Genomic DNA, 13,621 nt, shown 5'->3' with positions numbered 1-13,621 from the left:
CTCGATGAACTGAAGCAAGCCGCTGTCGAAAACTGCGTAACTCATTGAATCTCAAGGAGTTTTCCGTTTCGACTGCGCCGGAAGTGGGGCGAATTATAGACCTCTGAAATTCGCCGTCAACCCTTATTTCAAACTTTATTCAGCTTTCAGTGTGATACGTGCAAATGCCTTCTTGCCTGCCTGGCAAACGTGGGTCGCACCCAGTACATATATAAAGGAGCGATCAACCACCTCACCATCCACACGCACACCACCGGAAGCCAACAGATCACGCGCAGCCGCCGAGTTCTTCACCAGGCCGGCCTTATTAAGGACAGCCGCAATCGGCATATCTTCAGCAGAAGCCAGCTCAATCTCCGGCAGATCATCCGGCAGTTCACCATCCTTCATACGGTTACCAGCAGCGCGATGCGCATTGGCGGCAGCCTCCTCACCGTGGAAGCGAGCGACAATCTCTTCTGCCAGCTTGATCTTGATATCGCGCGGGTTAGCCCCTGCCTCTACATCCGCACGGAAGGCATCGATCTCATCCATCGAACGGAAGCTGAGCAGCTCAAAGTAACGCCACATCAACGCATCCGGGATCGAAACCAGCTTGCCGTACATCACACCTGGCGCTTCCTGGATACCGACGTAGTTGCCCAACGACTTGGACATCTTCTTCACGCCATCCAGACCTTCTAGCAGTGGCATGGTCAGAATGCACTGAGCTTCCTGGCCATATCCACGCTGCAGCTCACGCCCCATCAGCAAGTTGAACTTCTGATCGGTACCGCCCAACTCGACATCCGCGCGCAGAGCAACCGAGTCATAGCCCTGAACCAGCGGATAGAGGAACTCGTGAATGGCGATAGGTTGGTTGGTGGTGTAACGCTTGTCGAAGTCATCACGCTCAAGCATACGCGCGACGGTGTATTGCGAAGTCAGACGAATGAAGTCCGCCGGACCCATCTGATCCATCCAGGTGGAGTTGAACGCAACTTCGGTTTTCGCCGGATCAAGAATCTTGAATACCTGAGACTTGTAGGTCTCGGCGTTTTCCAAAACCTGCTCGCGAGTCAAAGGAGGACGAGTAGCGCTCTTGCCGCTTGGATCACCGATCATGCCGGTGAAGTCACCAATCAGGAAGATCACCTGATGCCCCAATTCCTGGAACTGGCGCAGCTTATTAATAAGCACGGTGTGACCCAAGTGCAGATCCGGGGCGGTTGGATCGAAACCAGCCTTGATACGCAGCGGCTGGCCGCGCTTGAGCTTCTCGATCAGCTCGGACTCGACCAATAGTTCTTCCGCACCACGTTTAATCAGCGCTAGCTGCTCTTCAACCGACTTCATAACAGACCCGCAAGGCTCAGATTCAAAGGGAACCAACCATACAAGATCGTGCACCAATTACAAGTTTTGCCCGGCGCACGGACACCAATCTGCAGACAGGCTGTCTGTAGACTTGCTTCGGGGATGATTTGGTTATATTTTATACAGTTATTTCATCTTCATCATGTCATTCATCTTTTCCAATTCATCTTTTTTCAAAGTCAAAATTACTTATGACCACTGAACCGTCTAAAGCGCCACCGCTTTACCCGAAGACCCACCTGCTTGCCGCAAGTGGAATCGCCGCCCTTCTCAGCCTGGCGCTCCTGGTATTCCCTTCCAGTGATGTTGAAGCCAAAAAGACGACCCTGAGCCTTGAACTGGAAAGTCCTGCTGAACAACTGACACAAGATCAAGACGCTGCTGACGCGCTTCAAGCCACAAATGAGCCAGTAGCCTCACCTTTCGCCCAAATCGAAAACAGCACCGAAGACACCCCGAAAACCGCTGAGGCCGCACCTGCGCCTGCTCCGGCTGCGGAAAAACCGAAAGCCCCGGGACATCGCGAAGTCATCGTCTCAAAGGGCGATACGCTCTCTACATTATTCGAGAAAGTCGGCCTGCCAGCCGCCGCCGTGCATGAAGTCCTGGCCAGTGACAAACAAGCCAAACAGTTCAGCCAGCTCAAGCACGGCCAGAAGCTCGAGTTCGAACTGAACCCGCAAGGCCAACTGACCAGCCTGCACAGCAAGGTCAGCGACGTTGAAACCATCACCCTGACCAAGAACGACAAGGGCTATGCGTTCAACCGCGTCACCGCTAAACCTACCGTTCGCACGGCTTACGTGCACGGCGTGATCAATAGCTCACTGTCACAATCCGCTGCCCGCGCAGGCCTGTCCCATAGCCTGACCATGGATATGGCCAGCGTATTCGGCTACGACGTCGACTTTGCGCAGGACATCCGCCAGGGTGACGAATTCGACGTGATCTACGAGCAGAAAGTGGTCAACGGCAAGGCAGTGGGCACCGGCCCGATTCTGTCTGCACGCTTCACCAACCGCGGCAAGACCTACACCGCCGTGCGTTACACCAATAAACAAGGCAACAGCAGCTATTACACCGCCGATGGCAACAGCATGCGCAAGGCATTCATCCGTACCCCGGTGGACTTCGCCCGCATCAGTTCTAAATTCTCCATGGGCCGCAAACACCCGATCCTCAACAAGATCCGCGCCCACAAAGGCGTCGATTACGCAGCTCCACGCGGTACGCCAATCAAGGCTGCCGGCGACGGTAAAGTGCTGCTGGCTGGTCGCCGCGGTGGCTACGGCAACACGGTGATCATTCAGCACGGCAACACCTACCGTACGCTCTACGGCCACATGCAAGGCTTCGCCAAAGGCGTGAAAACCGGCGGCACCGTCAAGCAGGGCCAGGTAATCGGCTATATCGGTACCACCGGCCTGTCCACCGGACCGCACTTGCACTACGAGTTCCAGGTCAACGGCGTTCACGTCGACCCACTGGGCCAGAAGCTGCCGATGGCTGATCCGATCGCCAAATCCGAACGCGCACGCTTCCTTGCACAGAGCCAGCCGTTGATGGCCCGCATGGACCAAGAGAAGGCCACCATGCTGGCTTCGAGCAAGCGCTAGGCCATGGCTCTTTATATCGGCGTGATGTCCGGCACCAGTCTCGACGGGCTGGACATCGCCCTGATCGAGCAGACCTCGGCGATCAGACTGATCGCCACGCACTACATCCCCATGCCCGAATCCCTGCGCACCGAGTTGCTTGGCCTGTGCGCCAGCGGCCCTGACGAGATCGCCCGCTCGGCGCACGCCCAGCTGCACTGGGTAAAACTCGCCGCACAGGGCATCAACACCCTCCTCGATCAGCAGCAACTCAAACCAGAAGCCATTCGCGCAATCGGCAGCCACGGTCAGACCATTCGCCATGAGCCCGCTCGCGGCTTCACCGTGCAGATCGGCAATCCCGCACTACTGACCGAGCTGACCGGCATCACCGTGATCAGTGACTTCCGCAGCCGTGATGTGGCTGCTGGCGGCCAGGGTGCGCCGCTGGTGCCTGCCTTCCATGAAGCTTTGTTCGAGGAGCGTAGCGGTAACCGTGCGGTCTTGAATGTCGGCGGTTTCAGCAATCTGAGTCTGATTGAGCCGACCAGGCCTGTAGCCGGTTTCGACTGCGGCCCTGGGAATGTGCTGATGGATGCCTGGATTCATCAGCAACGCGGCGAGAACTATGATCGCAACGGTCAGTGGGCAGCCACCGGCACTGTCGAGCCAGTCTTGCTGAAAGCGCTGCTCAGCGATCCGTTCTTCGTGACCAAAGGTCCAAAGAGTACTGGCCGGGAAGTGTTCAACCTGCCTTGGCTGGAACACCATCTCTCAGAGCTACCGAGCTTCGCCCCTGAAAACGTCCAGGCAACGCTGCTCGAACTGACGGCGCTGACCATTGTCGAGTCGCTGCAAACCGCTCAATCCGATACCCGGGAAATGCTGGTCTGCGGCGGCGGCGCTCACAACGCTACGCTGATGAAACGTCTTGCCGAACTGCTGCCAAACACTACCGTTGCCAGCACCGCCACGCATGGCGTAGATCCGGACTGGGTCGAGGCAATGGCCTTCGCCTGGCTGGCCCATTGCTGCCTCGAAGGCATTGCCGCCAATCGCCCGAGCGTCACAGGGGCCAAAGGCCTGCGGGTACTCGGCGCCATCTACCCCAACTGAACAAAACGCCGGCAACAAAAAACGCCGCAGAACCGTAAGGCTCTGCGGCGTTTTGTTGTGTGTAGCGAGGGGCGATCAGATCGAGAACGAAGAGCCGCAACCACAGGTCGTGGTAGCGTTCGGGTTCTTGATCACAAAGCGCGAACCTTCAAGACCTTCCTGATAGTCCACTTCGGCACCCGCCAGGTACTGGAAACTCATCGGATCGACCACCAGACTCACGCCTTCGCGCTCGACGATGGTGTCGTCCTCGGCCACATCTTCATCGAAGGTGAAGCCGTACTGAAACCCCGAACAACCGCCGCCCGTAACGAATACGCGCAGCTTCAAGCGATCATTCCCCTCTTCATCGACCAGGCTCTTCACCTTGTGCGCAGCACCTTGGGTGAATTGCAAAGCCGTGGGGGTGAAGGATTCGACGCTCATGCTGACTATCTCCCGGCGTTACGCCGCCATAATGCGTGATGACGCGCATTATCCGCTTGTCCTAGAAAATCGGTCAACTATTGTTACGGTATATCAATAAACCCGACCAACTGCCCAGAATGTAAAAAGGCCCGTTTGACGGGCCTTTTTGCTGTGTTGCCGAAAGTGTTACGGCAGCATGCCGGCGTGGGACAGGCCGAAGCGCTCATCCAGGCCGAACAGGATATTCATGTTCTGCACCGCCTGACCCGACGCGCCTTTGACCAGATTGTCGATCACCGACAGCACCACCACCAGATCACCATCCTGCGGACGATGCACTGCAATGCGGCAGACGTTTGCGCCGCGCACGCTGCGGGTTTCCGGATGGCTGCCAGCCGGCATCACATCGACAAACGGTTCGTTGGCATAACGCTTTTCAAACAGCGCCTGCAGATCCACCGAGCGATCGACCACGGTCGCATAGAGCGTGGAGTGAATGCCACGGATCATCGGCGTCAGGTGCGGCACAAAGGTCAGATCAACGTCCTTACCGGCAGCGCGACGCAGACCCTGGCGAATTTCCGGCAGATGACGGTGACCTTTCACCGCGTAAGCCTTCATGCTTTCCGACGTCTCGGAGTACAGCGAGCCTACAGACGCGCCGCGACCGGCACCGCTGACGCCGGATTTGCAGTCAGCGATCAGACGCGAAGTGTCAGCCAGACCCGCCTCAAGCAGCGGCAGGAAACCCAACTGCGTAGCGGTTGGATAGCAGCCGGGAACGGCGATCAGACGAGCCTTCTTGATCTGCTCGCGATTGACTTCCGGCAGACCGTAGACCGCCTCGTCCAGCAATTCCGGCGCACCGTGTGGCTGGCCGTACCACTTGGCCCATTCTTCAGCGTCCTGCAGACGGAAGTCCGCTGACAGATCGATGACCTTGGTGCCCGCCGCCAGCAATTCACCGGCCAAGGCATGGGCAACGCCGTGCGGAGTAGCGAAGAACACCACATCACAAGCGCCAAGGGTCTTGATATCGGGAACGCTGAACGCCAGACCGTCATAGTGGCCGCGCAGGTTCGGGTACATGTCAGCCACGGCCAGACCGGCCTCGGATCGGGAAGTGATTACCACCACTTCTGCCTGCGGATGCTGTGCCAACAGACGCAGCAGTTCGACACCGGTGTAACCCGTGCCGCCGACGATACCGACCTTGACCATAAACCTGCCCTCAACGAACCCACTGGAAAGCCGTCGATAATAGGGGCCGCGCGCCCCTGCGACAACCATCAAGGTGACGTGCGGACGCTCAAGCCTCTACTATCCCGGCTACCGTGAACCTGGGAATAACTAAAAATGCTCTATCTGTGGATCAAAACGTTTCACATCGTCAGTGTCGTGTGCTGGTTTGCCGGGCTGTTCTATCTGCCCCGGCTGTTCGTTTATCACGCGCAAAGTGAAGACGCGATCAGCAAGGAACGCTTCAGCGTCATGGAGCGCAAGCTGTATCGCGGCATCATGGGCCCGGCGATGATCGCCACGCTGATCTTCGGCGGCTGGCTGATCTACCTCAATCCGGGCATCTTCAGCATGGGCGGCTGGATTCACGCCAAGCTGACCCTGGTGGTCTTGCTGATCGGTTACCACCACATGTGCGGTGCGCAGGTAAAACGCTTCGCCCGTGGCGAGAACACCCGCAGCCATGTCTTTTATCGCTGGTTCAATGAAGTGCCGGTTCTGATATTGCTGGCTATCGTAATTCTGGTCGTGGTCAAGCCGTTCTAACTTCTATACAGGCATAACACCTCGGGGGATTTCCAATGTCGCTGCCCGCTCTGCTCGAACAACGTCTGCGCCTGCCGGTAGTGGCAGCGCCGATGTTCCTGATCTCCAACCCGGAGTTGGTGCTCGCCTGCTGCCGTAACGGCATGGTCGGCAGTTTCCCGGCGCTGAACCAACGTGAAAGCAGCGGTTTCAAGGCCTGGCTGGAGGAGATTGAAGCGGGCCTGGCGACACTGGACAACCCGGCACCGTATGCAGTGAACCTGATCGTGCACAACAGCAATCCGCGCCTGCAGGCGGATCTGGACATCTGCGTCGAACACAAGGTGCCGATTGTCATCACCAGCCTCGGCGCGGTGAAGGAGCTGGTGGATGCCGTGCACAGCTACGGCGGTCTGGTGTTCCACGATGTGACCACGCGCCGGCATGCCGAGAAGGCCGCCGAAGCCGGAGTCGACGGCTTGATCGCCGTTGCGGCGGGCGCCGGGGGCCATGCCGGCACCTGGAGCCCGTTTGCGCTGATCGCCGAGATCCGCGAGTTCTTCGATAAAACCCTGCTGCTTGCAGGATGTCTGAACCACGGCCATGAGATCCTGGCCGCACAACTGCTCGGCGCGGATCTGGCCTACTTCGGAACGCGATTTATCGGCACCACCGAAAGTCATGCGCCTGACGCCTACAAGGACATGCTGCTGACGGCCAAGGCGGCGGACATCATTCATACTCCTGCCGTCTCTGGCGTGCCGGCCAGCTTCATGCGCCAAAGCCTGGAGGCGGCAGGTTTCGACATGGCCGCGCTGCAAGGCAAGGGTGAGGTCAATTTCGGCGACAAGCTCAAACCGATCAACGACGAAGCCAAGGCCTGGAAGACCGTATGGTCCGCCGGCCAGGGCGTGGGCCAGATTGATGACTTGCCGAGTGTGGATCAGTTGATCGCCCGGCTCGACGCGGAATATCGTCAGGCGCTGGAACGCGCGGCGCAATTGCCCAAACGCTGGCCGCGCTGAGAAAAATCAGGCCAGTGATCGACCGACTGGCCTTACACTTGCTGACTTTCAATTGATTCGCGACAAGGATGCCCCGACCATGAGCGAACCTCGTTACAAGATCGTTTTCGACGGTGCTCTGCAGCCCGGCGTCGATCTCACCACCGCCAAGCTCAATCTGGCGGCCCTGTTCAAAAGCGATGTCGCTGCCATCGAGCGCCTGTTCAACGGCAGCACCGTCGCCCTCAAGCGCGACCTGACTCACAGTGATGCTCAGACTTATCTGCAAGCACTGAGCAAAACCGGGATCGACGCGCGGATCGAGGCGGAAACGGCAATCGAGCTGAATCTGGCGGACGTGCACGAACATCAGCCCGTCATTGCAGAACCAGCCTCCCCCTACGCACCACCACGCGCCGACGTTGGCGAGAACCTGCCGGCCTTCGCTGTGCTCAAGCCTTTCAGCGTTGAAGGCCGGATCGGTCGCCTGCGGTTTTTGGCCTGGACGATGGTACTGAGCCTGGTAACCCTGCCGATCGTTGGCATATTCGCTCTGCTCGCGCTCGGACTGGTCAGTGGCGACTCCACCACCGGTCTGATCATCGGCGGGATATTCGCGTTCTTCCTGTTCCTCGGCTTCATCATTGTCAGCATCCTGTTCAGCGTGCAGCGCCTGCACGATATCGGATGGTCCGGCTGGCTGTGGCTGCTGAACCTGGTGCCGTTCGTGGGCAGCTTCTTCCCACTGGTGATCATGGTCATGCCGGGCAACACCGGCGCCAACCGTTACGGCCCGCCACCGCCACCCAACAGCACGGCGGTCAAAGTGCTGTGCTCGCTATGGATCGTGTTCTTCGCCCTGGTGTTTGCCGGTGGCATGCTCGGCGGTATTTCGGCCATTCAGCAAGAATATGAAACCAACCTCGAGAGCAGCTACGAAAGCGGCTCGGTCACCACCGATGAAGTCGAGGTCGAAACTGAACCGGCGAATTCCGTGGACGATGCAGCCGAAGCGGCCCCGGCCCCTGTAGACTCTGCGAAAGAATGAACAGCGCTCCCCGCCGTGGCACCTGCGTCGCTGGCGCGGAGCTGTTGCGATGGAGAATTGCATGACCCGTTACGCTCTGATCACTGGCGCCTCCAGCGGCATCGGCCTGGCCCTGGCTGAAGCTCTGGCCCGGCGCGGCCGCAGCCTGATTCTGGTGGCTCGCCAGCGTGATCAGCTGGAAAGTATCGCGATCGAACTGACCCAGCGCTTTGGCGTGGAGGTGTTGTTCCGCGCCTGCGATCTCGGCGAGCCATTGCGCTTGTCCGGGTTCCTGCTGGAACTGGAAGAAGGCGACCGGCAGATCGATCTGCTGGTCAATTGCGCTGGCATCGGCACCTGCGGCCCATTCCTCGCTCAGGACTGGATGACCGAGCAGGACCTGATCGAAGTCAACATCCTCGCCCTCACCCGCCTGTGCCACGCCATTGGCAACAGCATGGCGCTGCAGGGCGGCGGGCAGATTCTCAACGTCGCCTCGGTAGCGGCGTTCAATCCCGGTCCGTGGATGAGCACTTATTACGCCAGCAAAGCCTACGTATTGCACTTCTCCGAAGCCCTGCGAGTGGAGCTCAAACAGAGCGCGGTCAAGGTTTCGGTGCTTTGCCCCGGCCCGACCCGCACTGCATTTTTCCGCACGGCGCAGCTCAACAGCGACAAACTCAAGGACAGCAAACTGCTGATGAGTCCCGAGGAAGTCGCGCTGTACACCGTGCGTGCGCTGGAGAAAAACCGCGCCATCATCATTCCCGGGAGGCGCAATCGCTGGTTCGCCTTCCTGCCACGCCTCGGCTCGCGCTGGCTCAATCGCACCCTCGTCGGCATGGTCAACAAGGCTTACTGCCCGCGCTGAACTGTCCTACGGCAAAACACTGGGCGGGGGCATTCCCCATGCGTACACTCAGGCCAGCCCACACAACGGAGAAAACAGCAGTGGATACTCTGTTCACCAAGATCATCAACCGGGAGATCCCGGCCAAGATCATTTACGAGGACGACCAGGTTCTGGCGTTCCACGACATCGCTCCTCAGGCACCAGTGCATTTTCTGGTGATCCCGAAGAAACCGGTGCGTACCCTCAACGACCTGACCGAAGACGACAAGGCACTGGCCGGGCACATCCTGTTCACTGCCCAGCGTCTGGCACTGGAGCTGGGCTGCGAGGAAGGCTTCCGGGTCGTGATGAACTGCAATGAAAAGGGTGGGCAGACCGTCTATCACATTCATATGCATGTATTGGGTCAGCGCCAGATGAACTGGCCACCGGGCTGATTCACTGCATCAGACCCTGTGGGAGCGGGCTTGCTCGCGAAAGCGGATTGTCTGGCACTGATACTTTGAATGTGCCGACGTCTTCGCGAGCAAGCCCGCTCCCACAAAAACACCACCGTGCTCTCTGCATGGCAATGACCCAGCGCAAACCTTCCCCGGCCGATTCGGTTAAACTGGCCGTCGAGATTTTTCCCGGAGGTCAGCATGACTACCCAACGTCACTACTCGCCGATTGACCGTCTTCTGCTGCAAGCCGATGCCGCGATGCGCACCCTGCTGCCCTTCAGTGGCCAGCCGTACCGCCCGTCACCCGCCATCGTGCAGCCGGATGTGCAGATGAGCGACGAAGACACCCGCCACGTCGCCGGCCTGATGCGCATCAACCACACCGGTGAAGTCTGCGCCCAGGCGCTGTATCAGGGGCAGGCGCTGACCGCCAAGTTGCCGCAGGTACGTGCCGCCATGGAACACGCCGCCGAAGAAGAAATCGACCATCTGGTATGGTGCGAACAGCGCATCCATCAACTGGGCAGCCATACCAGCGTGCTCAATCCGTTGTTCTACGGGATGTCGTTCGGCATTGGCGCTGTGGCCGGCCTGATCAGTGACAAGGTCAGCCTCGGTTTCGTCGCGGCCACCGAGCACCAGGTGTGCAAGCACTTGAACGAACACCTGGAGCAATTACCGGCCGAGGACGAGAAGTCCCGGGCGATTCTGGAGCAGATGCGCATTGATGAAGAACATCATGCGGAGAGTGCACTGGATGCGGGTGGTTTCCGCTTTCCGGCGCCGGTGAAGTTCGGGATGAGCCTGTTGGCGAAGGTGATGACCAAGAGTACTTATCGGATTTGAGATTTGTATTGCCACAAAGGGCCTCTTCGCGAGCAAGCCCGCTCCCACAGGGTTCTGTTTTTCGGCAATAAAAAAGGCGACTACCGCACGGTAGTCGCCTTTTTTTTGTGCCCGGGAATCTTACGTCGGCATGTTGCGCGCGTAGAAGATTTCCAGCATTTCGTGTTTCACACGCTCGGTCACCTGAGCGCGCTGCTCGGACGACAGATTGCTGGTGGCGTCGCCGAACAGGTAGTTGTCCAGTTCGAAATTCTTCAGCAGCATTTTCGTGTGGAACAGGTTTTCCTGGTACACGTTCACGTCGGTCATCTGGTACGCGTCGCGAGTGTCTTCGGACAGGTAGTTCTGGATCGAGTTGATCTCGTGGTCGATGAAGTGCTTGTTGCCTTCAACGTCACGGGTGAAGCCGCGCACACGGTAATCCACGGTCACGATGTCCGAATCGAACTGGTGAATGAGGAAGTTGAGCGCTTTAAGCGGTGAAATGACACCACAGGTCGACACGTCGATGTCCACACGGAACGTCGCGATACCGGCGTCCGGATGGATTTCCGGGTAGGTATGCACCGTGATGTGACTCTTGTCGAGGTGGGCAAGGATAATTTCGGGCAAGGGCCCCGGGGACTCTTCGATCTGGCTGTCAGTCGGGGTCACCGGCTCTTCCGAGATCAGAATCGTGACGCTGGCACCCTGAGGCTCATAATTCTGACTGGCAATGTTCAGAATGTTGGCACCAATGATTTCGACAACTTCCGTGAGAATCTGCGTCAGGCGTTCGGCGTTGTACTCTTGATTGATGTACTCGACGTAAGCCTGCTGGTCTTGCGGGGTTTCCGCGTAGCAGATGTCATAGATGTTGAAGCTCAAGGTCTTTGTCAGGTTATTGAACCCGTGGAGCTTGAGTTTGCTTTTCACCGTTAAAAACTCTCTATGTATGCGGCGCAGCCGCGTGATCAAGCATGCCCGTCAAGTGCGAACAACGCACCTGCGTAGGACGGTTAACACCTCTTCGCGATGGCGATTTTGGTTATCTGTTCAGGCGGATGACCCGTCGGCTGACCGATCACTGCCCTGAAAAAAGTGGCGCATTATGCAGACGTCAGCGAGGGATCGCCAGAGTCTGCACTGCTTTTATGATAGTTGAATGTCGGCTCAGCCGAGTTCGACGATTTCATAATCGTGAGTGATCGCCACGCCGGCCGCGCCGAGCATGATCGAGGCCGAGCAATACTTCTCGGCAGACAGTTCGATGGCGCGCTTGACCTGGGCTTCTTTCAGACCCCGGCCCTTGACCACGAAGTGCATGTGGATCTTGGTGAACACCTTCGGATCTTCGGTCGCGCGTTCGGCTTCGAGGAACGCTTCGCAGCTTTCAACCGCCTGACGCGACTTCTTCAGGATGCTGACCACGTCGAAGTTGCTGCAACCGCCAACGCCCAGCAGGAGCATTTCCATCGGGCGAACACCCAGATTACGACCACCGGCGTCCGGCGGACCGTCCATGACCACGACATGACCGCTACCGGATTCGCCGAGGAACATGGCTTCGCCAGCCCATTGGATGCGTGCCTTCATCGCCAAGACTCCACTGTAGAAAAAAGGGTCGCCAGCTTAGCACAGGCCCTTGCTCTGACAGCGCCTGGCGTTCCTAGGACGGATGCCTCTGCGGTGTAGGTAATTTCTCGAATTTTCGACGAAGTGTCTGGTAAGCTGGCGCCAATTCGCTGGCGCCAATTGTCAGCCTGTGTAGCGACCGCCTTCAGCGCCTCATAAAAAATCAAACATCACCGTGCAGTCTTTTCGGGATACAACCATGGTTGCTATTACCCCCACACCCAAAATCAAGAACCTCGACAAGCTGTTGATGCATTGTCAGCGCCGTCGCCATGCGGCCAAGAGCAACATCATCTGCGCCGGCGATCGCTCGGACACGCTGTACTTCATCATCAAGGGCTCGGTGACGATCCTCATCGAAGATGACGACGGTCGCGAAATGATCATCGCCTACCTCAACGCCGGGGACTTCTTCGGCGAGCTGGGCCTGTTCGAACAAGCGGGTCAGGAGCAGGAGCGCAGTGCCTGGGTGCGGGCCAAGGTTGAATGTGAAATCGCCGAAATCAGCTACGTGAAGTTCCGCGAATTGTCGCAGCAGGATCCAGACATTCTTTACGTTCTCAGCGGACAAATCGCACAACGCCTGCGCAATACCACGCGCAAGGTCGGCGACCTGGCGTTCTTCGATGTCACCGGTCGCGTGGCCCGTTGCCTGCTGGAGTTGTGCAAGCAACCTGACGCGATGACCCACCCGGACGGCATGCAGATCAAGGTGACGCGTCAGGAAATCGGGCGGATTGTCGGTTGTTCGCGGGAGATGGTCGGTCGCGTGCTCAAGGATCTTGAAGAACGCAACCTGGTCGATGTGAAAGGCAAGACCATGGTGGTCTTCGGCACGCGCTAAGCGCGCTACTCAGGCGCTGTAGACCTGCGCCAGCATCAGTCGAAACAGCTCATCAAGACGCGCCAAAGCCGTTGGCGCGACGAACTTCTCATGCAGGGCGATGTGGCTTTCGGCCCGTACCCGCTGCTCCAGACCGCAAGCCTCGTTGAAGCGATTGACCGCCGCGACCATCGACTCGCGCTCGTTATCCATCAGCATCGCCCCATGCACCAACCCTACCGGACGCTGACCACCCTGACTCTGGCGCCAGCGCTGAGCGGTGCCGACCATCTTGCGGCCATCGAGATTGACGTTGAAGCGACCGTCGCAGAACGCGCCGGCGATTTCGCCCAACGACGACGTGCCGCCCAACTCATCCAGCAACTCGCAGATCGGATCGCACAGACGCCGGTAGCCGGTTTCGATGCGGTTCAGATCACCCTCACTGCGGGGCGGGGCGTAGACCAACGCGATGTTGATGGTTGAAGCGGATTGCGGGACCGGTTCGCCACCGGTTTCCCGCAGCAATACCGGCCAACCGGCAGCAGCGGAGACTTCGCAGGCATGCTCGAAACCGGGCAGACGATTGAGCCGGCGCGGCATGACCAAGGCGCGATCACTGGGTTGCCAGAACAGCAGGCCGAATTCGGCATCGCCGGCGCAGACGGAAGCGAGCAAGTCTTGTTCGGCTTGCAGGCCGGCTTCGATGGTGAGGGAGGCAGGGATCATAAGGTTTCCGTAGGACGTTCAGTCTGAGGTGAATCTTATGTCG

General features: G+C 58.5%; 15 protein-coding genes. 9 read left to right on the top strand and 6 right to left on the bottom strand.

Going from position 1 to position 13,621, the window contains the following annotated elements; genetic code table 11:
• Positions 1-135: 135 nt before the first annotated feature.
• Entirely contained in the window at positions 136-1,335 is a 1,200-nt protein-coding gene (gene tyrS, locus LCH64_RS19040) for a tyrosine--tRNA ligase (protein ID WP_226500994.1), read from the bottom strand.
• Positions 1,336-1,547: 212 nt separating this feature from the next.
• Between tyrS and LCH64_RS19035 the strand changes: the two genes are divergently transcribed.
• A complete protein-coding gene (locus tag LCH64_RS19035; RefSeq protein ID WP_226500993.1) occupies positions 1,548-2,972 on the top strand; it encodes a peptidoglycan DD-metalloendopeptidase family protein in 1,425 nt (474 codons plus the stop codon).
• A 3-nt stretch (positions 2,973-2,975) separates the two neighbouring features.
• Positions 2,976-4,067 (top strand): anhydro-N-acetylmuramic acid kinase, encoded by a 1,092-nt coding sequence (locus LCH64_RS19030; RefSeq protein ID WP_226500992.1) that lies wholly within the window; start codon positions 2,976-2,978, stop codon positions 4,065-4,067.
• Positions 4,068-4,142: 75 nt separating this feature from the next.
• On the opposite strand, the gene erpA is transcribed toward LCH64_RS19030, so the two are convergent.
• The gene (erpA, locus tag LCH64_RS19025) at positions 4,143-4,493 is read right to left on the bottom strand and encodes an iron-sulfur cluster insertion protein ErpA (RefSeq protein WP_003228776.1); all 351 of its coding nucleotides are present in this window, start codon (positions 4,491-4,493) and stop codon (positions 4,143-4,145) included.
• A 168-nt stretch (positions 4,494-4,661) separates the two neighbouring features.
• Positions 4,662-5,696, bottom strand: a complete 1,035-nt coding sequence (gene argC, locus LCH64_RS19020) for an N-acetyl-gamma-glutamyl-phosphate reductase (protein ID WP_226500991.1) — start codon at positions 5,694-5,696, stop codon at positions 4,662-4,664.
• Positions 5,697-5,831: 135 nt separating this feature from the next.
• Between argC and hemJ the strand changes: the two genes are divergently transcribed.
• From hemJ to coq7, 6 genes are all read left to right on the top strand, one after another.
• Positions 5,832-6,260 carry a protoporphyrinogen oxidase HemJ gene (gene hemJ, locus LCH64_RS19015; protein WP_226500990.1) on the top strand — a complete coding sequence of 143 codons (429 nt, stop codon included), beginning with the start codon at positions 5,832-5,834 and terminating at the stop codon, positions 6,258-6,260.
• Between the two features lie 35 nt (positions 6,261-6,295).
• Complete coding sequence (locus LCH64_RS19010; RefSeq protein ID WP_226500989.1) at positions 6,296-7,264, top strand: nitronate monooxygenase family protein; 969 nt, start codon at positions 6,296-6,298, stop codon at positions 7,262-7,264.
• A gap of 79 nt (positions 7,265-7,343) precedes the next feature.
• Positions 7,344-8,291 (top strand): DUF805 domain-containing protein, encoded by a 948-nt coding sequence (locus LCH64_RS19005; protein ID WP_226500988.1) that lies wholly within the window; start codon positions 7,344-7,346, stop codon positions 8,289-8,291.
• A 61-nt stretch (positions 8,292-8,352) separates the two neighbouring features.
• A complete protein-coding gene (locus LCH64_RS19000; protein WP_045122654.1) occupies positions 8,353-9,141 on the top strand; it encodes an SDR family oxidoreductase in 789 nt (262 codons plus the stop codon).
• Between the two features lie 80 nt (positions 9,142-9,221).
• Positions 9,222-9,560, top strand: coding sequence for a histidine triad nucleotide-binding protein (locus tag LCH64_RS18995; RefSeq protein WP_003228789.1), 339 nt, complete (start codon positions 9,222-9,224; stop codon positions 9,558-9,560).
• Positions 9,561-9,764: 204 nt separating this feature from the next.
• Positions 9,765-10,412, top strand: coding sequence for a 2-polyprenyl-3-methyl-6-methoxy-1,4-benzoquinone monooxygenase (gene coq7, locus LCH64_RS18990; RefSeq protein WP_027610738.1), 648 nt, complete (start codon positions 9,765-9,767; stop codon positions 10,410-10,412).
• A 120-nt stretch (positions 10,413-10,532) separates the two neighbouring features.
• Here coq7 and speD read toward each other — a convergent pair whose 3' ends face one another.
• The gene (gene speD / locus LCH64_RS18985; protein WP_003228791.1) at positions 10,533-11,327 is read right to left on the bottom strand and encodes an adenosylmethionine decarboxylase; all 795 of its coding nucleotides are present in this window, start codon (positions 11,325-11,327) and stop codon (positions 10,533-10,535) included.
• Positions 11,328-11,564: 237 nt separating this feature from the next.
• Positions 11,565-11,987 carry an OsmC family protein gene (locus LCH64_RS18980; protein WP_003228794.1) on the bottom strand — a complete coding sequence of 141 codons (423 nt, stop codon included), beginning with the start codon at positions 11,985-11,987 and terminating at the stop codon, positions 11,565-11,567.
• Between the two features lie 238 nt (positions 11,988-12,225).
• Here LCH64_RS18980 and crp point away from each other — a divergent pair, with 238 nt between their 5' ends.
• Positions 12,226-12,870, top strand: coding sequence for a cAMP-activated global transcriptional regulator CRP (gene crp, locus LCH64_RS18975; RefSeq protein ID WP_003228797.1), 645 nt, complete (start codon positions 12,226-12,228; stop codon positions 12,868-12,870).
• 9 nt (positions 12,871-12,879) lie between these two features.
• Here the strand turns inward: crp and LCH64_RS18970 are convergent, their stop codons facing one another.
• Positions 12,880-13,578 (bottom strand): lipoate--protein ligase family protein, encoded by a 699-nt coding sequence (locus tag LCH64_RS18970; protein ID WP_226500987.1) that lies wholly within the window; start codon positions 13,576-13,578, stop codon positions 12,880-12,882.
• Between the last annotated feature and the right edge of the window lie 43 nt (positions 13,579-13,621).

Source organism: Pseudomonas sp. MWU16-30322 (genome assembly GCF_020515535.1).
Classification (GTDB): Bacteria; Pseudomonadota; Gammaproteobacteria; order Pseudomonadales; family Pseudomonadaceae; genus Aquipseudomonas; species Aquipseudomonas fluorescens_H.
This window is presented reverse-complemented; position numbering and strand designations above follow the sequence as displayed.

Coding starts and splice junctions, on each gene's coding strand:
- LCH64_RS19010 (WP_226500989.1), top strand. CDS start 6,296: ATGTCGCTGCCCGCTCTGCTCGAACAACGTCTGCGCCTGCCGGTAGTG.
- LCH64_RS19005 (WP_226500988.1), top strand. CDS start 7,344: ATGAGCGAACCTCGTTACAAGATCGTTTTCGACGGTGCTCTGCAGCCC.
- LCH64_RS19000 (WP_045122654.1), top strand. CDS start 8,353: ATGACCCGTTACGCTCTGATCACTGGCGCCTCCAGCGGCATCGGCCTG.
- LCH64_RS19035 (WP_226500993.1), top strand. CDS start 1,548: ATGACCACTGAACCGTCTAAAGCGCCACCGCTTTACCCGAAGACCCAC.
- LCH64_RS19030 (WP_226500992.1), top strand. CDS start 2,976: ATGGCTCTTTATATCGGCGTGATGTCCGGCACCAGTCTCGACGGGCTG.
- LCH64_RS18980 (WP_003228794.1), bottom strand. CDS start 11,987: ATGAAGGCACGCATCCAATGGGCTGGCGAAGCCATGTTCCTCGGCGAA.
- crp (WP_003228797.1), top strand. CDS start 12,226: ATGGTTGCTATTACCCCCACACCCAAAATCAAGAACCTCGACAAGCTG.
- coq7 (WP_027610738.1), top strand. CDS start 9,765: ATGACTACCCAACGTCACTACTCGCCGATTGACCGTCTTCTGCTGCAA.
- argC (WP_226500991.1), bottom strand. CDS start 5,696: ATGGTCAAGGTCGGTATCGTCGGCGGCACGGGTTACACCGGTGTCGAA.
- LCH64_RS18970 (WP_226500987.1), bottom strand. CDS start 13,578: ATGATCCCTGCCTCCCTCACCATCGAAGCCGGCCTGCAAGCCGAACAA.
- tyrS (WP_226500994.1), bottom strand. CDS start 1,335: ATGAAGTCGGTTGAAGAGCAGCTAGCGCTGATTAAACGTGGTGCGGAA.
- erpA (WP_003228776.1), bottom strand. CDS start 4,493: ATGAGCGTCGAATCCTTCACCCCCACGGCTTTGCAATTCACCCAAGGT.
- hemJ (WP_226500990.1), top strand. CDS start 5,832: ATGCTCTATCTGTGGATCAAAACGTTTCACATCGTCAGTGTCGTGTGC.